At 71.8% G+C, this 19231-nt stretch carries 9 protein-coding genes; 8 read left to right on the top strand and 1 reads right to left on the bottom strand.

What is annotated here, in order from left to right; translation table 11 throughout:
- Position 1: 1 nt before the first annotated feature.
- From mfd to EZ216_RS02095, 5 genes are all read left to right on the top strand, one after another.
- Positions 2-3448, top strand: coding sequence for a transcription-repair coupling factor (mfd, locus tag EZ216_RS02115; protein ID WP_135247921.1), 3447 nt, complete (start codon positions 2-4; stop codon positions 3446-3448).
- A gap of 101 nt (positions 3449-3549) precedes the next feature.
- Positions 3550-3858 (top strand): DUF1272 domain-containing protein, encoded by a 309-nt coding sequence (locus EZ216_RS02110; RefSeq protein WP_135247920.1) that lies wholly within the window; start codon positions 3550-3552, stop codon positions 3856-3858.
- Positions 3859-3966: 108 nt separating this feature from the next.
- A complete protein-coding gene (locus tag EZ216_RS02105; protein WP_135247919.1) occupies positions 3967-5328 on the top strand; it encodes an NfeD family protein in 1362 nt (453 codons plus the stop codon).
- Between the two features lie 23 nt (positions 5329-5351).
- Positions 5352-6122 carry a slipin family protein gene (locus EZ216_RS02100; RefSeq protein WP_205959605.1) on the top strand — a complete coding sequence of 257 codons (771 nt, stop codon included), beginning with the start codon at positions 5352-5354 and terminating at the stop codon, positions 6120-6122.
- Positions 6123-6202: 80 nt separating this feature from the next.
- Positions 6203-6868 (top strand): response regulator, encoded by a 666-nt coding sequence (locus EZ216_RS02095; protein ID WP_135247918.1) that lies wholly within the window; start codon positions 6203-6205, stop codon positions 6866-6868.
- On the opposite strand, the gene EZ216_RS02090 is transcribed toward EZ216_RS02095, so the two are convergent.
- On the bottom strand, positions 6869-9226 hold the full coding sequence (locus tag EZ216_RS02090; protein WP_135247917.1) for an outer membrane protein assembly factor BamB family protein: 2358 nt from the start codon (positions 9224-9226) through the stop codon (positions 6869-6871).
- 92 nt (positions 9227-9318) lie between these two features.
- On the opposite strand from EZ216_RS02090, the gene EZ216_RS02085 reads away from it, so the two are divergent.
- From EZ216_RS02085 to EZ216_RS02075, 3 genes are all read left to right on the top strand, one after another.
- The gene (locus EZ216_RS02085; RefSeq protein WP_167772807.1) at positions 9319-14277 is read left to right on the top strand and encodes an AAA family ATPase; all 4959 of its coding nucleotides are present in this window, start codon (positions 9319-9321) and stop codon (positions 14275-14277) included.
- A gap of 134 nt (positions 14278-14411) precedes the next feature.
- Positions 14412-14645, top strand: coding sequence for a hypothetical protein (locus EZ216_RS02080; RefSeq protein WP_135247915.1), 234 nt, complete (start codon positions 14412-14414; stop codon positions 14643-14645).
- A 25-nt stretch (positions 14646-14670) separates the two neighbouring features.
- Entirely contained in the window at positions 14671-19224 is a 4554-nt protein-coding gene (locus EZ216_RS02075; protein ID WP_135247914.1) for a coiled-coil domain-containing protein, read from the top strand.
- Positions 19225-19231: the final 7 nt, after the last annotated feature.

The following is a 19231-nucleotide window of genomic DNA, read 5'->3' as shown; positions in this document are numbered from 1 at the left end:
AATGGACCTTCCCAAGCTGTCCCCCGGCAAGCGCTTCGCGCTGCCCCGCCCGCCCGGCTCCGCCGATGCGCTGCTGCTCGCCCGGCTGGCCGAGCGCGAAAAAGCCGCGGGCCACCCCACCGCGATCGTCACCGCGTCAGCGTCCGACGCGCAGCGGCTGCTGGACGAGCTGGCCTTCTTCTGCCCCGACCTGCGCTGCTGCCTGTTCCCGGACTGGGAGACGCTGCCCTATGACACCTTCTCGCCGCACCAGGACCTGATCAGCGAGCGGCTGGCGACGCTGTGGCGCATCTCGCAGGGCGAGGCCGACGTGGTCATCGTGCCGGCCACCACCGCGCTGTACCGCGTGGCGCCGCCCTCCTTCCTCGCCGGCTACACGTTCCAGTTCGCGGTCAAGCAGAAGCTGGAAGAGAGCAAGCTGAAGGCGCAGCTCACGCTGGCCGGCTACAACCACGTCACGCAGGTCGTCAGCCCCGGCGAGTACGCCGTGCGCGGCGGCCTGATCGACCTGTTCCCCATGGGCTCGTCGGTGCCCTACCGCGTGGACCTGTTCGACGACGAGATCGATTCCATCCGCACCTTCGATCCCGACTCGCAGCGCAGCCTGTACCCGGTGCCCGAAGTGCGCCTGCTGCCCGGCCGCGAGTTTCCGATGGACGACGAGGCGCGGGCGAAATTCCGCAGCCGCTGGCGCGAGCTGCTGGAAGGCGACCCGACCAAGAGCCGCATCTACAAGGACATGGGCAACGGCGTCGCGACGTCGGGCATCGAGTACTACCTGCCGCTCTTCTTCGACGACACCGCCACCGTCTTCGACTACCTGGGCCCGCAGGCCACGCTGGTGCTGCACGGCGAGCTGGAGCCCGCGTTCCAGCGCTTCTGGCAGGACACGCGCGATCGCTACCGCCTGCTGCAGGGCGACCCCGAACGGCCGCTGCTGCCGCCCGAGGCGCTGTTCCTCACCATCGAGCAGTTCTTCGCGCGCGCGAACGAGCAGGCGCAGCTGTCGCTGCGGCCCGGCGCGCAGGACGTGGCAGACAGCGCGCTGTTCCAGAAGCTGCCCGACCTGTCGGTCGTCCGCGGCGCCGAAGAACCGCTGGACAGGTTCAAGCGCCATCTCGCCTCCACCGCGCACCGGGTGCTGGTGCTGGCCGAAAGCGCGGGCCGGCGCGAAAGCCTGCTCGACTTCCTGCGCGCCAGCCACGTCTCGCCGCCCGCGTTCGACTCGCTCGAAGAGTTCCAGTCGTCCGACGAAAAAGTGGGCATCGCGGCGGCCGCCCTTGTCGAAGGCTTCCAGTGGATGGAAGCCGGCCTGGACTTCGTCACCGAGACGGAGCTGTTCGCCGCCGGCGCCACCACGCGCCGCCGCCGCAAGCAGGAACAGGTCAGCGACGTCGAAGCGCTGATCAAGGACCTGTCGGAGCTGAACGTCGGCGACCCGGTGGTGCACGCGCAGCACGGCATCGGCCGCTACAAGGGCCTGGTCAACATGGACCTGGGCCAGGGCAACACCGAGTTCCTGCACCTGGAATACGCCGACAAGGCCACGCTGTACGTGCCTGTGAGCCAGTTGCACCAGATCAGCCGCTACACCGGCGTGTCGGCCGACGAGGCGCCGCTGCACAAGCTGGGCTCGGGCCAATGGGAGAAAGCCAAGCGCAAGGCGGCAGAGCAGGTGCGCGACACCGCAGCCGAGCTGCTGAACATCTACGCCCGCCGCGCTGCGCGCGAAGGCTTCGCCTTCCGCTTCTCGCCGCAGGACTACGAGACGTTCGCCAACGACTTCGGCTTCGACGAGACGGCGGACCAGAACGCGGCCATCCACGCGGTGATCCAGGACATGATCTCGCCGCGGCCCATGGACCGGCTGGTGTGCGGCGACGTGGGCTTCGGCAAGACCGAGGTGGCGCTGCGCGCCGCGTTCATCGCGGTGACGGGCGGCAAGCAGGTGGCCTTCCTCGCGCCGACGACGCTGCTGGCCGAGCAGCACTACCAGACGCTGGTGGACCGCTTCTCCAAGTGGCCGGTGAAGGTGGCCGAGATGAGCCGCTTCCGCTCGCAGAAGGAGATCACCGCGGCGGCCAAGGGCCTGGCCGACGGCAGCGTCGACATCGTGGTGGGCACGCACAAGCTGCTGTCGCCGTCGATCAAGTTCAAGAACCTGGGCCTGCTCATCATCGACGAGGAGCACCGCTTCGGCGTGCGCCACAAGGAAGCGATGAAGGCGCTGCGCGCCGAGGTGGATGTGCTGACGCTCACCGCCACGCCCATCCCGCGCACGCTGGGCATGGCGCTGGAAGGCCTGCGTGATCTGTCCGTCATCGCCACCGCGCCGCAGCGCCGCCTGGCCATCAAGACGTTCGTGCGCAACGAAGGCAACGGCGTCATCCGCGAAGCCGTGCTGCGCGAATTGAAGCGCGGCGGCCAGGCCTACTTCCTGCACAACGAGGTGGAAACCATCGAGAACCGGCGCGAGCGCCTGGAGCAGCTGCTGCCCGAAGCGCGCATCGCGGTGGCGCACGGTCAGATGCCCGAGCGCGAGCTGGAACGCGTGATGCGCGATTTCGTCGCGCAGCGCTTCAACGTGCTGCTGTGCTCCACCATCATCGAGACCGGCATCGACGTGCCGACCGCCAACACCATCGTCATCAGCCGCGCCGACAAGTTCGGCCTGGCGCAGCTGCACCAGCTGCGCGGCCGCGTGGGCCGCAGCCACCACCAGGCCTATGCCTACCTGATGGTCCCGGACAAGGAGAGCCTGACCAAGCACGCCGAGCAGCGGCTGGACGCGATCCAGCAGATGGAGGAACTCGGCTCCGGCTTCTACCTGGCCATGCACGACCTGGAGATCCGCGGCGCGGGCGAGGTGCTGGGCGAGAACCAGAGCGGCAACATGCTGGAAGTCGGCTTCCAGCTGTACAACGAGATGCTCTCGGAAGCCGTGCGTTCATTGAAGGCGGGCAAGGAGCCCGACCTGCTGTCGCCGCTCTCGGCCACCACGGACATCAACCTGCACGCGCCCGCGCTGCTGCCCGGCGACTACTGCGGCGACGTGCACCTGCGGCTGTCGTTCTACAAGAAGCTGGCCAGCGCGAAGAACACCGACCAGATCGATTCGCTGCTGGAGGAGATCGTCGACCGCTTCGGCAAGCTGCCGCTGCAGGCGCAGAACCTCATCGACGTGCACCGCCTGCGCGTGCTGGCGCGGCCCTACGGCGTGGTGAAGGTGGACGCGGCGCCCGGCGTGACCCACATCACCTTCCGGCCCAATCCGCCGATCGATTCGCTGCGCATCATCGAGCTGGTGCAGAAGAACCGCCACATCAAGCTGGCCGGCAACGAGAAGCTGCGCATCGAGCGCGAGCTGAAGGAGCCGAAGGACCGCGCGCAGATGGTGCGGGATGTGCTGCGCGCGCTGGGACAGCCGAAGGTCGCCGAGCCGGCGTAAGCCGCGCGAGAGACCGGAGTCCCCGCGAAGGCGGGGACCGGCTGGAGTTTGGCGGAATCTGTCCGGGGGGCTCTCCTACCATTGGCGGCAGGAGGCCCCCCATGCTCGAACTTCGCCCGTCCTGCGAACACTGCGACAAGCCGCTGCCGCCCGCTTCGGCCGAAGCGCGCATCTGCTCCTTCGAATGCACCTTCTGCGCGGATTGCGTCGACCAGGTGCTGCGCGGCGCCTGCCCCAACTGCGGCGGCGGCTTTGTCCCCCGCCCCATCCGCCCTTCGAAGCGCTGGGTCGGGCACGCGTGGCTGGGTGAGCGCCCGGCCGGCACCCGCAAGCACCACCAGCCGGTCGACCCGCAGGTGCACGCGGCGTTGCTTGCGGAACTGGGCGACCTGCCACCGGAAAAGCGCTGACGAACGCACGGCCGGGCTGCGCGCCAACGGCCCAGCTGCCAGGCTCCCAGGAGCAAACCAGGATGCAAATCGCATTGACGACGGTCGAGTGCCGCCTAGACTGGTTTCATGAGCCGTGCGCTTCGTTGCCTGCTGTGCTTTCTCGTCCTCTGCGTCTTCACCGGCGCAAGCGCGCAGGCGCCTGCCCAACGCGCAGTCGTGGTGCTCGAGGTGGATGGCGCGATCGGTCCCGCCAGCGAGGACTACCTGCACCGCGGCCTGGCCCTCGCGCAACGTGAGCACGCGCAGCTGCTGGTGCTGCAGCTCGACACGCCCGGCGGCCTGGACACCGCGATGCGCGGGATGATCAAGGACATCCTGTCCTCGTCCGTGCCGGTGGCCACCTTCGTGGCGCCCGGCGGCGCCCGGGCCGCGAGTGCCGGCACGTACATCCTCTACGCCAGCCACGTCGCCGCGATGACGCCGGCCAGCACGCTGGGCGCGGCGACGCCTGTGGCCATCGGCTTGCCGTCCGGCGGCGGCACCGCGCCACGGCCGGCTGCGTCCGCCCCGTTCCCCAGCGCCAGCGGGCCGTCGGCCGCCGAAGCGGGCGACGCGCTTGCGGCCAAGCGCATTTCGGATGCGGCGGCCTACATCCGCGGGCTCGCGCAACTGCGCGGCCGCAATGCCGACTGGGCCGAGAAAGCCGTGCGCGACGCGGCCAGCCTGTCGGCACCGGAGGCGATCCAGCTGAAGGTCGTGGACCTGGTCGCGACCGACGTGCCCGACCTGCTGCAGAAGCTCGACGGCCGCGAGCTGCAGATGGGCGCCACCGTCCAGCGCCTGCAGACCCGCGGCGCGCCCGTCGTCGCCTTCGACCAGGACTGGCGCAGCCGGCTGCTGTCGGTCATCACCAATCCCAGCCTTGCATTGCTGCTCATGATGGCCGGGGTCTACGGCCTCGCGTTCGAGTTCAGCAGCCCGGGCCTGGTGGCGCCCGGCGTCATCGGCGCCATCTGCCTGGTGCTCGCGCTGTTCTCGCTGCACATGCTGCCGGTCAACTACGCCGGGCTGGCGCTCATCCTGCTGGGCATCGCGTTCCTGGTGGCCGAGGCGTACCTGCCGACTTTTGGCGTCGTGGGCTTCGGCGGCATCGTGGCGTTCGCGTTCGGCTGCGTGATGCTGATCGACAGCGACTCGCCGGGCTACGGCATCCCGCTGCCGTTCATCGCCGTGCTCACGGCGGCCTCGGCCGCCTTCCTGCTCATTGTGGGCGGGCTGGCCGTGCGGACCCGGCGGCGGCCGGTGGTCACGGGACCGCAGACGCTGGTGGGGGCCGGCGGCGAACTGGTGGAGTACGCCGGCGGCACCGGCTGGGCCGTGGTGCAGGGCGAACACTGGCGGGTGCGCGGGCCGGACCAGCTGCATGCCGGCGACCGCGTGCGCGTGCACGGCCTGCATGACGGCGTGCTGGAGATCGTGCCGCTCTGAGCCGGCACGGACGGGACATCGCGATGATCGCGGGCGGCATCGGCATCGGCTTCGTGGTCCTGCTTCTGGCGGTGGTGCTGGCCAGCGCGCTGCGCGTGCTGCGCGAGTACGAGCGCGGCGTGGTGTTCCAGCTGGGCCGCTTCTGGAAGGTGAAGGGGCCGGGCCTGGTCATCCTCATCCCGGGCCTGCAGCAGCTGGTGCGCGTGGACCTGCGCGTGGTGGTGATGGACATCCCCAGCCAGGACGTGATCACGCGCGACAACGTGTCGGTGAAGGTGAGCGCGGTGCTTTACTTCCGCGTGGTGGATCCCGCGCGCGCCATCATCCAGGTGGAGCGCTTCCTGGAAGCCACCAGCCAGCTGGCGCAGACCACGCTGCGCGCCGTGCTGGGCAAGCACGAGCTGGACGACCTGCTGTCCGAGCGCGACCGCCTCAACCTGGACGTGCAGAAGATCCTGGACGCGCAGACCGACGTGTGGGGCATCAAGGTCACCAACGTCGAGATCAAGCACGTCGACCTGAACGACACCATGGTGCGAGCCATCGCGCGGCAGGCCGAGGCCGAGCGCGAGCGCCGCGCCAAGGTCATCCACGCCGAAGGCGAGCTGCAGGCGTCGCACAAGCTGGCCGAGGCGGCCGAGGTGCTGTCGCGGCAGCCGCAGGCGCTGCAGCTGCGCTACCTGGAGACGCTGACCGTGATCGCGGCCGACAAGAACTCCACCATCGTGTTCCCGCTGCCGCTGGAGATCCTGGGGCCGCTGCTTCGCTCGCTCGGGGGCAGCCCGCCGCGCTGAGCCCATGCCGTCCCGCAAAGACGGTACCCCTCGCCCCCGGGGGCGATGTGACAATGCCTTCCCATCCGGGAGGTTCCGCCATGGCTGCCAGTGTGCTGATCGTCGAGGACGAGTCGGCCTTCCTGCACCGGTTCTCTCAGGCCGTGACGGCCGACGAGACGTTGCGCCTGTACGGCGCCGTGGCCAGCGTGGGCGCGGCCAAGGCGCTGATCGACGCGGACCCGCCGGATGTCGTGCTGACCGACCTGGGCCTGCCGGACGGCAGCGGCGTGGAGGTGATCCGCCACGCCGTCGCGCGGCGGCCCGATTGCGACGTCCTCGTGGTGACGATGTTCGGCGACGACGTGCACGTGACCGACAGCATCGCCGCGGGCGCGACCGGGTACCTGATGAAGGACGCCCTGACGGAGCGCATCGCCGAAGCGATCCGGGAGGTGCGCGCCGGCGGAGCGCCCATCAGCCCCGGCATCGCCCGGCGCGTGCTGCAGCGGTTCCGGGACGCGGCGGCGGCCTCTTGCGCGACCGCGCATTCCGCCGAGCGCGCCACGGCCGAGGGCACGCTGACGCGGCGCGAGACGGACATCCTGCGCCTCGTGGCCAAGGGCCTGGGCTTCGCCGAGATCGGCGAGGTGCTGGCCATCTCACCGCACACCGTGGTCACCCACGTCAAGCGCATCTATCGCAAGCTGGCCGTGCACTCCCGCGGCGAAGCGGTGTACGAGGCGCGGATGCAGGGCCTGCTGTAGTCAGGCCAGCCGCAGCGCCTGGCTGTTGGCGACCAGCCAGACCGAGAACCGCGCCGGCCACGCCGTGCCCTGCGACCGGCGCAACGTCAGCACCGTGTCGTCGCCGTCCAGCGTCCGCGCCAGTTCGTTGCTGTAGTCGGTGGAGACCGGCACGCCGCTGTCGTCGAGCAGCGCCAGCGACAGGCAGGCCTGGCCCAGCGAGGTCGCGGCGCGGCAGCGCGCAGTCACCTGGCCGTCCTGCACGGTGCAGGTGGCCTGCAAGCCGGGCACCTCTTCCTGCGGGTGGTTCACTCGCATGTCGCCGCTGCCCAGCACTTCGATGGGGCGGTCCGCGCTGCCCATGCCCAGGCCTTCGAGGAAAGGGCCGTAGAACTCCACGCCGGCAGGGAAATAGCTGATGCGCAGGCACGGCTCGGGCCCGGGCCGGCCGGCGGCATCCAGCCAGCAGGTCAGGCCGAAGTGCTTCATGTGGGTGGTGAAGCCGTTCAGTTCGGACACCACTTCGTGGCCCTCCAGCGCGAGCATGCCGCTCGCGCTGTCGTAGCGCGCCACCAGCGGAAAGCGCACCCGCGTCGCCACGTCCGGGTTCGCGTTCACCTGGCATCCGGTCAGCCAGTAGAGCCACCGGTCCTGTCCCAGCGCGGTGACCTGCGTGATGGCGTAGACCAGGGTTTCGAAACCGATCTGGTTGTAGCTGGGCATCAGGCCGGGCAAGGCCATCACGATGCGCTGCAGCCAGAGGTGGGCCGGCGGCAGCGCCGGGGGAGCACCGTCGCCGGGCAGCACCGGCACGATCCACACGTTCCGGACCGTGCCGGCGCGGTACCCGGCTTCCATGCGCAGCCCCTGCCGCTGCGGTTGCACCACCCAGTCGGCCTGCAGTTCCAGCGCCAGTTCCTCGCCGGGCTGCGCGTCGCGCGGACGCAGCAGCACGTAGCGGCGGTCACCCGAGAGCGCCACTTCCCAGCGTTTTTCCGGCAAGGCACGCACGTCCTGCAGCAGGCCCAGCGTCGCCTGGCTCGAACCGCCGGGCCCGGGCATGCGCGCATCCAGCGTGAAGCAAAGGGTCTGGCCGCAGCGCACGGCGCCCGGGTGGCCGCGCCGGCTGACGCCCCACACGTCGGTGGGCAGCAGGAAGGCTTCCGGCCGCAGGATCGGCCCTTGCGCCTGTTCTTCCTGCTCCACCGCGGCCGTGGCGGGCCACGGCAGGTGGTGCAGCGCGCCTTCCGAATCGCCGATGACCACGCCGGCCGGCGCCAGGGCCGGCGACGCGTTCACCGCCTTGCGCGGCCCGGGCACCGGCAGGGGGAACGCATGCAGGCGCCTGCCATCCGGGCCCAGCACCAGAAGGTGGCCATCACCGGTGCCCAGCCAGATGCGGTTCGCCGCATCGACGGCGGGAGACGAGCGCAACGGATTGAGCGGGCTCGTGTCGTACTGCCACAGCACCTCGCCGCTGAAGGGATGCAGGGCGTAGACGCTGCCGTCGCAGCCGGCCTGGATCACGGTGCCGCTGGACAGCTGCGCCGGGCTCGCGTACAGGTGGTCGCGGGTCTGCAGCGTCCACGCCGGCGCGCCCGGCAGCTTGCCGCCGCTGAAATCGAAGGCGTACAGCGTGCCGTCGAACGAGCCCGCGTACAGCCAGTCGCCCTGGCCCCACAGGGGGCTGGCGACGACGCTGCCGCCGGTTTCGTAGCGCCAGAAGGTGCGATCGCCCGCGTCCACGCCGAACAGGTTGGGCCGCGGGATCGGGTCGCCCGCCATGCGCATGGCGTTGTTGCCGAAGAACATCTGGCCGTGCCGGTTCACGCAGGGCAGCGACCAGCCCTGGTCGTCCAGCGCGAAGTCCCAGAAGGTGGCGGGCTCGCCGCGCTCGACGAGGTAGAGGCGGCGGTTGTCGCAAGGGGCGACAACGCGGCCGCGGGCGTCCAGCGCCAGGTGGCCTTCGAACCAGTTGATGAAGGCGTCGGTGGGCCGCGCCGCCTGGAACCAGCGCGTGGCCTCGGTGGCGCCCTTGCGCCGGTGGTAGATCCAGCCGTCACCGCAGGAGAGGTAGAGCCCGTCGTCGGCCAGCAGCGGGGTGGTGTCGATCAGGTGCGGCAGATCCTGCTTGGCGAGCAGGTCGCGCTGCGGGGACAGCGCCAGCAGCCGCCCCGCGCCGTCGCCCGACCAGATCGTGCCGCCGGCTTCGATCACCGGCGAGTTGAAGATGCCGCGCGCCGCGTTGCCGGGCCGATCCGCCGCTTCTTTCGGCGGGTAGGTCCAGCCGCGCGCGCCGGGCTGGCCCTGGAAGGCCACGCGCCCGGTCTGGGCGGGATTGCCGCGAAAGCGCGGCCACGGTGCATTGTCTTCCCCCATTCGAAGCGCTCCCCTCGCAGCGTCGCCGCGCGTCGGGTCAATATACTGGCGCGGGCCGTTTCGACCAAGCCGGGCCCCCAAGGAGCATGCGCATGCTGACGGCCCTGTCGAACCGGTTCGAAGCGGTGGAACCACTGCGCGAAACCCCTGGCCTGCTGGTCGCTTCGGCACGCGCCGAAGGCCGGCCCGTCATGCTGTGGCACCGCGCCGGCCTGGACGCCGCGGCCTGCGCGGCCAACCGCGCAGCCGCCGACCGGCTGCGCGCCGCCGGTGCCAGCGGCGCCCCGCTGCAATGGCTGCAGTCCGCCGCCGGCGTCACCTGGGTGGTGGAGGCCGACGAAGGACTCTTCCTGGACGAATGGCTGGCCGGCGCGCCGCAGCCGCCCTTGGGCGTGGCGCTGCGCCTGCTGCTGGACTTGGCGCAGGCGCTCGACGGCCTGCACCGCGTGCGCGTGCTGCACCTGCGCCTGCGCCCCGGCTGCGTGCGGGTGATGCTCGCCCCGCTGCCGCGCGCCCGCCTGCTGGCGGCCGAAGCCGTCGGCGGCGAAGAGGCGGCCGCAATGCCCGACGGCGATACGCGCGACGATTTCCGCTTCAGCGCGCCGGAGCAGAGCGGCCGCAGCGCCGCCCGGCCCGACGCCCGCACCGATCTCTACCTCCTGGGTCTCATGGCCTACCAGTTGCTCGCGGGCCGCCTGCCCTTCGAAGCCGCGGATGCGCTGGGCTGGATCCACGCACATGCGGCGCAGGAACCGCAGGACCTGGGCCGGCTGCGTCCCGAGGTGCCGCCCGCGCTGGCGGAACTGGTGCATGCACTGCTGGCCAAGCCGCCCGCGCATCGCCCCGCTTCGGCGCGCGTGGTCGCGGAGGACCTGCGGCGCTGCCTGGACGCGCTGGTCGCGCAGCGCCCGCTCGCCGGGCTCGCGCTGCAGGCCCCGCGCGCCCGCTTCACCCTGCCGCGCGTGCTGGTGGGACGCGAACCGCAACGCCAGATGCTGGCGCAGGCGTTGGCGCGCGCGCGCGCCGGCGCGGTCGAGGCCCTCGTGCTGGCGGGCCCATCGGGCATCGGCAAGTCCGCCCTGGCGACCCACCTGCTGGGGGAGGCACAGGCGCAGGGCGCCTGGGTGGCGCACGGCAAGTTCGACCAGTTCGGCTCCGGCGGGCCGTTCGCGGCTCTGGCGCAGCTGTTGCGGGTGCTGGGGCGCGCGCTGCGCGAAGCGCCGGACGCCGCACGCCGTGTCGCCGAGGCTGCCGGGCCCGAAGGCGCCGCGCTGGCAGCGCTCTCGCCCGAATGGGCCGCAACGATGGGCGTGCCGGCGGCCGCGGCGGAGATGCCGCCGGCGCAGGCGCGCCAGCGGCTGGTGCAAGCCTTGTCCGGGGCTCTGGGGGCGCTGGGCCGGCAACGCCCGCTGGTGCTGTTCGTGGATGACGTGCAGTGGCGAGACGGCGAAACCCTCCCCCTCCTCCTCGCCGCGCTGTCGGACCGGGCGGTGCGCTGCGTCCTGCTGCTGCTTGGCGAGCGCAGCGACACCGGCGTGCCGATCGAAGGCGAGGCGCTCGCCGGCAGCCAGCCGGCGCCGGCCCTGCAGCGCTGCGTGCTGCCGGCGCTGGACAGCGACGCCCTGCTGCACTGGCTGCAGCTGGCGCTCCCCGGCGGCTTCACCGACGCCGCCGCCACGGTGGCCTACCTCGCCGTACGCAGCGGTGGCAATCCCCTGTTCCTCGGCCAGCTGCTCGACGCGATGGTCCTGCGCGGCCAGCTCGTGCCGGAGGCCGATGCGCGCTGGCGGCTGGACGCGGCGGCGGCGCGCGGCGAGGCCCTGCCCGAGTCCGCGTTGCAGGCCGCCAGCGGCCGCATGCGCGCGCTGGGCGACGCGCCCGCCGCGACACTGGGCCTGGCCGCCGCGCTGGGCGCGAGCTTCGACGAGACGGTGCTGGCGGCTGTCGGCGGCACGCCCGTCGACGCGCTGCGCGAACTGTTGCGCAGCGCCCAGCAGGAAAGCCTGCTGGAAGCCGAAGGCGCGCCGGGCCGCTGGCGCTTCACGCACGACCGCCTGCAGCAGGCCGCCTACGAACTGGTTCCGCAGCCGCAACGCCTGCACTGGCACCTGCGCATCGGCCGCGCCCTGCAGGCGGCGGCCGCGCCGCAAGACCTGTTCGAGGCTTGCCGCCACCTGAACCTGGCCGCGCCGCTGCTGGATGCGCAGGAGCGCACCGCGCTCGCACGGCTGGACCACCGCGCCGCGCTGCAGGCGCGCGCGAGCGCCGGCTTCCGGCCCTACGCGGCCCTGATGCGCGCGGCGCTCGCGGTGCTGCCGGCCGAAGGCGGCGTGAGCGCGGCGCAGCGCGTCGCGCTGCTGCACGACGCGGCCGACGCCCTGCTGCTGGAACGCGACCTGGCCGGCTGCCGCGAATGTCTCGAGCAGGCGCGGGCGCTGGCGACCGGAGACCTGGAGCGGGCGCGCAGCGACGAGTTGCACGTGCACTGGCTGATCGCGCAGGACCGCGCCCAGGAGGCGCTGACCTACGGCCTGGCGGCGCTGACGCGGCTGGGCATGCCGCTGCGGGAGGACCGCGCCACGGCGGCCACGCTGTGGCACCTGCTGCGCCTGAAACTGCTGCTGCGCGGGCGGCCGATCGCGGCCTGGACCGGCGCGCCGGCCAGCGAGGACCCGCGCCACCTTCAACTGCAGCGGCTGATCTTCGCCACCATCAACGTCGCGCACACACTGGCCTCGCCGGCTTACGCGGTGCTGGGGCTGGCGGGGGCGCGGCTGTCGCTGCAGAAGGGCCTGACGCCATGGTCCTGGCAGCCGATCGCGGTGGCGGGACACGTGCTGTCCGGCGTTTTCGGCGACATCGCCACCGGCCACCAGCTGGGCGAACTGTCGGTGCGGCTGGGAGAGCGCTTCGGCACCCACAGCATGAGCTTCAACCACCTGTTCTACGTCATGCACTGGAAGACGCCCGTGCTGCGCACGGCGCCGGGGTTGCGCCAATGCTTCGAGCAAGGCGAGCGCAGCGGCAACTTCGAGATCGCGGGCTACGCCGTGTCCATGCACGTGGGCGTGATCTGGAACGCGATGCAGTCGCTGGCGGCGGTGCAGGAGGCGCTGGACGAGGCGCGCGCATTCGGCCTGCGCCACGGCAACGACCTGGTGCTCGATTGCTGCGACACCTTCGCCTGGCTGCTGGGCCTGCTGCGCGGCCCGGGGCTGGCCGGTCCCATCGCGCCGCTGCGGCGCGTGCGTGCCGATGGCCGCGTGCTGCCGCACGACCCCATCTTCGACCTGATCCACGACCAGCTGGCCGTCATGCTCAACGTCACGGCCGGCCATTTCGGCGACGACGTGGTGGCCTGCGGCGAACGCGTGCGGCGCAACCTGCACCGCATGGCGGGCAACTTCTCGACGCCGTTGGCGCACTGGTTCGAGGCCCTGCTGCACGCCGAGCGCCTGCGCACCCGGCCATCGGCCGCGTCGCGCCGCCTGATCCGCCGCCACCTGGAGAAGCTGCGCCACTGGGAGCGGCACTGCCCCGCCAACCACGCGCACCGCGTCGTTTCGCTGCGGGCCGAACTGGCCGCGCTGGCTGGGCGGGAAGAAGCCGGCGCGCTCTTCGCCGAGAGCGTGCGCCTGGGGCGCGACAACGGCTTCGCCGGCGACGCCGCCATCGTCGCTCATCGCTGGGCGCGCCACAGCGCACGCGCCGGCCGGCCCGAAGACCTGCGCCAGGCCATGGAGCTGGCGCACGAGCTGTTCGCGCACTGGGGCTGCACCGCGATGCTGCGCGAACTGGAGGCCGCGCTGCCCGCGTTTGCCAGGCCCGGCGCCGCGCCGCAGCGCGCCCTGCCGCTGGACGCCGCCACGCTGATCAAGGCTTCGCAGGCCATCAGCGCCGAACTGGAGATCGCGGTCGCCGCCGGCCAGCTGCTGCAGCATGCGATGGAGAACGCCGGCGCCCGCTACGGGGCGCTGCTGCTGGACGAGGGCGGCGGCATGAAACTCGCGGCCGAGCGGGCCGAGGCCGGTGCCCGCCTGGAGAACCGGGCCGGCGCCGCGCTGGAGCAGACGGCGCTGCCGCAGGGCCTGCTGCGCTCGGTGCGCGCAGGCGGCGAGGCGGTGCTGGCCGACGCGCGAGCCGAGCCGGCGCACGGCCCGTGCCTGCGCTGGGCCAGCCACACCGCCGTCTCGGTGCTGTGCGTGCCGGTGGTGGCGGCGGGCGGCACGCTGGGCGCGCTGTACCTGGAAAACGAGCTGCATGCCGGCTGCTTCACTCCGGAGCGCGCCGCGGTGGCGCGCGTGCTCGCGGCGCAGGCGGCCATCGCGATCGCCAACGCGCGCCTCTTCGGGGAGCTGGCAGTGGCGCACGAGGAACTGCAGCGGGCCAACGCGCTGCTGGAGGAAAGGGTGGCGCAGCGCACGCGCCAGCTGGAGGACAACCACCAGCGCCTGCGCCAGCTGGAGCGGCGGCGCGCGGCCGACGACGAGCGGCAGCGCATCATGCGCGACCTGCACGACGGGCTGGGCTCGCAGCTGTTCGTGACGCTGTCGCGCGTGGAGCGCGGCGAACTGGCCGCGCCGCAGGTAGGGGACGCGCTGCGGGCGTGCATCGTCGACATGCGCCTGGTGCTGGAGGCCATGAGCCCCGACGGCGACGACTTCCTGGAAGCCTGGGGCAGCTTCCGCTTCCGCTGGGAAGGGCAGCTGCGCGACGCAGGCGTCGCGAGCCGGTGGCAGGCGCAGGCCGACCTCCCGGCCATCGCCCTGCCCGCCCCGACGGCGCTGGGCCTGTTGCGCATCGCCCAGGAGGCCCTGACCAACGTGCTCAAGCACGCCCAGGCGCGGCATGTGGAGGTGCGCCTCGCGCTGCACGAAGGCACGCTGCGCCTCGAACTGCGGGACGACGGCCGCGGCTTCACGGGCGAACCCGGGCCGGCGTCGCGCGGCCTGGCCAACATGCGCGCGCGCGCCAGCCGCATGCATGCGGCGCTGGAGATCGAGCCGCTGCAGCCTGGCACCTGCGTGCGCTTGCGGCTGGCCATGCCCTGAGCGCCGGCGCGCTACCGCGAACGCGGTACGCCATGGCCGCCCGCCGCCGCGATCGCGGGATCGCGCCGGCGGGCACGCGTTCCTAGAGTCCGCCTCGACGGTGCAATCCCGCGCCGTCCACCACGGGGACCGACATGAAGATCACGTATTCCAGCGCGGCGCAGGCCACGCTCCAGGCGATGCACCACGAGACGCAGACGGAGCTGAAGACCCTGATCGGCCAGTGGGTGACGGCCAACGCCGCCGGATGGGAGCTGGACGTGCTGCAAACCAAGGCCATCGCGTTCAAGGGCACCAATCGCACGATCCAGGCGAAGCTGCGCAAGGGCACGGTGGCCGAGCGCGAAGTCGAGATCCTCAAGGTCTGACGCCGGCATCCCCAGGGAGAACACCATGCGTGAAATCGCCTTCCAGGACATTCAGGCGCACGGGCTGGTCGATGCCTACTGGCCCGAAGAAGACACGCGGATCTGCTTCACCGGCCCGGCGGCGCGGACGCTGTCCGCCGCGCACGTCGCGGGCCCGGCCGCCGGCGCGCTGGCCGGCCGCTTCGCGTGCACGCCGGACCCGCGCGGCACCGATCGGTGCCTGTTCGAATTCACCGCCTCCGGCGATGCCGCCGGCCGCTACGACGCCGCCGACCTGCAGTTCGACCTGCGCGCCGGCGACGTCACCCACCGCCTGGTGCTGCGGCGCGCGCTGCGCGACCCCGACCAGACGGTGGGCATCGCGACCCGGTCGCAGCGCCGGCCCGACCCGGGCGACTACGCGCTGGCGCAAACCTGGTCGGAAGAGGAGACCTGGTTCAACAACGACTTCCGCCTGACGCGCTCGGTGTCCTGCTGCGCGCTCACCATCGAACTGGGCAACGCGCAGAACCCGCTCAGCCGCCTGCTGGGGAACACGGACGACCTGCAGAACCTCACCCTGATCGCGGACCGCCTGGTGGTGTCCAGCACGGTGCGGCTGCCGCAGACGGCCATCGAAATCTACGCGCGGGTCGTCGAATTCGCGCCCGGCGCCCGCATCGACACCTCGGCCAATCCGCTGGAGCTGTGGGCCGACGAATGCGTCACGGGCGAGGCCGGCGGCGCCGGCGGCCCGGTGACCTTCCATGCGCGCGACATCGTCGGTGCGCCTTGCGTGGTCTCCAACGGTGCCAAGGGTGGGCGCGGCGGCAACGGCCAGGCGCGCAACCCGGTCCAGCTGGCGACCTACCCGTACGGCAACAAGACCATCCAGCGCAAGTACTTCCTCGGGCCGCCCAAGGATCTGGTGGTGAAAGACAACCTGCGCAGCGACGACGAGCGCCACATCCTGGACCGGGCGGTGCGCGTGGACTACTGGGACAAGGAGCCGCCCGCCGAGGGCAACATCGAGCGGCCGTACTTCAACATCCCGGACCTCGCCAACGGCGAAACCTGCTGGGGGGCATGGCCCGGCTTCGCGCCCATCCGCACCCGCGAGCCCGCCGGCCAGGGCGGCCCCGGCGGCGACGGCGGCACGGTCGGCGGCACCGCCGGCATCGCGCCCGCCCTGCGGGCCGCCGGCGCCGTCACGGCGCAAGGCGGCGAGCCGGGAGACAACGGCACGCCGGCCACGCCGCTGAACGCGACCAACGCGCGCCAGCCCCTGAACCCCTGCAAGGCCAAGCTGATGTACTGGCGCGGCTTCTGGGACGCCGCCAACGAGATGAGCATCACCGTGCTGGCCGAGGCGCCGCCGATGCAGCTGGTGACGCCGCCCGAACCGGGGCCCGCCGCCACGGGGCGCAGCCTGCCCGTGGCCGACGTCCCCGGTGGCTGGTGCCATCCCACGCTGGCCAACCGCGCATGCGACCATGCGCAGAAGCTGTTCCGTGCCGGCTTCACCGCCGAAGCCACGCTGCTGGTGGAGGCCTACGGCAAGGCGCTGAAGGACGGTCAGTTCGCCCAGGGCTTCAGCGCCGGCGACTTTCTCCCGGAGGCAGCCGCGCTGGACGCCCTGCATGAGCGGCTGGAGAGCGGGCTCGACGCCTTCGGCAAGCGCCCGGGCTGGGTGCCGGCCCTGTCGTTCGAGCTGAACCTGAAGCTCTACCGCGCCACCATCGACGGCGCCATCCCGGTGCTGTGCTTCGCGCGCTGGCTCAACGCCCGCTACGAGCAGCTGTCCACCGCCTCGCTGGAATGGGACCTCGCGCTGGACGGCCTGGTGCGGCGCCGCAAGGCGCTGGCCGAGGAGCACAACGACGCGCTCGCCTCCCTGGACGGCATCCGCAAGGAGATCCTGGATGCGAAGGTGGAACAGGACGCGTTGCGCCAGAGCCTGCGCGACAAGGAAGCGCAGCTGGAGAAGCAGGTCGTCGCCAACGAGAAGCAGAAGGCGATCTTCAAAGGCGTGCTCAACATCCTGTCCGGCGTGCTGCAGCTGGTGCCGGTGGGCCAGCCGATCACCGGCATGATCGGCCAGGGCGCCAACATCCTGGGCGCCATCGACTCGTCCAAGTCGATCGACGAGAACCTGCAGGCCATGAAGGGCAAGGGCCTGGACGCGCTGGCCGAAAAGACGGTTTCGGGGCTCGCCAGCGCCGGCAGCGACAAGCTGGGTGCCCAGGTGGCGGCGCTGGAGGAGCAGTACGCCAGGCTGAAGGAAAAGCGCAAGGCCGAATGCGACCGCAAGCTCAACGCGGCGGCCGAACGCCAGGCGCGCCGCGAAGACGTGGCCAGGCAGCGCGAGCAGGACAAGCAGAAGGTGCTCGGCGAGTTGGCGGGCAAGCACGGCCTGCCCGCCGGTGCCAGCGAAGCCGACGTGCTGGCCAAGCTGAAGGAAAAGGGCATCGCCGGGGAATACGGCAAGCGCCTGCGCGCCGAAGGCCAGGCGCGCGTGGCCGAGCGCAGGAAGAACGACGCGACGCTGCGCGCCTGGAAGGACGAGGACAGGCAGCTCGATCGCACGGCGGCCGAGCGCCAGCAGCCGCTGAAGGACTTCTCCGGCCAGCTGGGCCAGGTGGCCAACCAGGCCGGCAGCGCCGTGCACGACCTCACCGAGGGCATCTCGGCGCTCAGCGTGCCGCGCTCCACCATCGACGCCGAACTGGCCAAGGCCAAGGAGAACTGCCCGGCCTACATGGACCTGATCCACAAGATCGACGCCGCGTCGGAGCGTCAGGGCGACGCCGCGACCTCGCTGGCGTCCGCGCTGGAAACCGTGCGCGACTCGCTCGCCCGCATGGGCGAGGTGCAGGCGGCCATCGCCAGGATCACCGCCGCCCGCGACGGCGCCCTCAAGGCGCTGGATCCGGCGCTGCACGGCTACTTCCAGGTGGTCGAGCGCGACGCGGTGGAGAGCCTTGCCCGCATGCAGTACTACCTGGCGAAGTCTTTCGAGTACCGGCTGCTGCGCCCGTGCACCAAGGCGGACTTCCTGCTGAACGACCTGACGGCCAGCGTCGACAAGCTGTGCAACGCCGCGCCGGCGGCAGGCACGCCCGACACGCTGCTGCAGGCGGTGGACCTGGTCTTTCCGCGCGAGAAGATCGAGAACGTGCGGCGCACCTACGAAGCGCAACTCCAGTCCATCGTGGCCGAGCTGGTGGACGTGGTGAACACCACCGACGTCGCCTACCAGCAGAACGTGTACGTCACGCTCGATGCGCAGCAGCTCGCGCAGCTGAACACCACGGGCTCGACGACGGTCAACCTGATGGAAGCGGCGCAACTCGATCCTTCCGACCAGAACGTGCGGCTGCTGTCCATCGGCCTGGACGAAGAGGCCGGCCTGGCGCTGAAGGCGCCGCCGGCGGACCTCAACCTCAACTTCTGGCTGGTGCACGCCGGGCAGTCGATCCTGCGGTCCGAGGACACGCTGCTGGCCTTCCTGACCAAGATCCGCGAAAGCGCCAACAGCAAGCAGGAAGAGCGGGGGCGGGCCTGGAGCGTCTCCTGCGCCTACAAGGACGGCGCGGTCAGGATCGCCAACAACCGTCCCGACGACGGCGACGCGAGCCTGCTGGACTGGCTGGTGGGCCAGTCGTCCAACCGCGTGGCCGCCAACACGGCGCGCTACACGGCGCCGGCGGCGTGGTCCGACATCCTGGTGACGCGCACCGTCCTGCCGGCGCAGTACGGCGACAAGGCGCAGGTGACCAAACTGCGGCTGAAGCTGCTCCTGAGCCACATGCGGCGCAGCAGCGTGGACGTGAAGACGCTGTCGCTGGTGGGCAACCACGGCCTGCGTCCCTTCCTGTCCTTCTCCGGTGCCGACGTCGCCGGCCGCGGCGACGGGCGCGCCACCGCCCTGCGCATCTATCGCACGGGCGAGGCCGTGGAGGTGCAGGCGCCGGCCAGCTGCGGCGGCCAGCGCTTCCAGTACTGGGAAGCCTTCTACTACTCCGGCCGCGCTTCTGCGCGCTTCGAGGCACGCCGGCGGGAGTTCGTCGCCGACGAGCACATGTGGCTGCAGGCGACCTACGGAGAGCTGGGCGCCGTCTGCGACGCGGGCACCTTCCGGCGCATGGGCTTCACCCAGGAGGAAGGGGCCTACGCCAAGGCCTGCGACGGCCTGGGCAGCGTGCGCATCGCCGTGCAGGAACTGCCGGCGGGGCCCGACGGCGTGCCGCAGTTGCTGGCCACCTCGCTGGCGCTCGGCGTGGACGGCGACGGCTTCCCGGCGCAGGCGAGCGTGGGCGGCTTCGGCTACCCGCTGCGCCAGCTCGACGGATGGACCGCATCCGGGCAGGGCCGCAAGGTGCTGCGCCTGCTGCAGGAAGAAGTGCCGCGCGGGCTGCTGGAAGGCCTCACGCGCGAGGTGGTGGCGGAAATGGAGCGGCACGGCCAGTCGGCGGACCTGCCTCGCATCGTCTCGAAGCTGGCCCGGGTTCGGCAGCTGGTTCCGGCCAGCCCGTCCGCACCCGCACCCGCGCCGGTGCCGCGCGAGCGCGAGCAGTCCGAGATGGCCGCGGCCAAGTGAATGTTGT

The sequence above is a fragment of the Ramlibacter humi genome (genome assembly GCF_004681975.1).
Taxonomy (GTDB): domain Bacteria; phylum Pseudomonadota; class Gammaproteobacteria; order Burkholderiales; family Burkholderiaceae_C; genus Ramlibacter; species Ramlibacter humi.
Note: the sequence above shows the minus strand (reverse complement) of the source record. Positions and strands in the feature narration are given on the sequence as shown.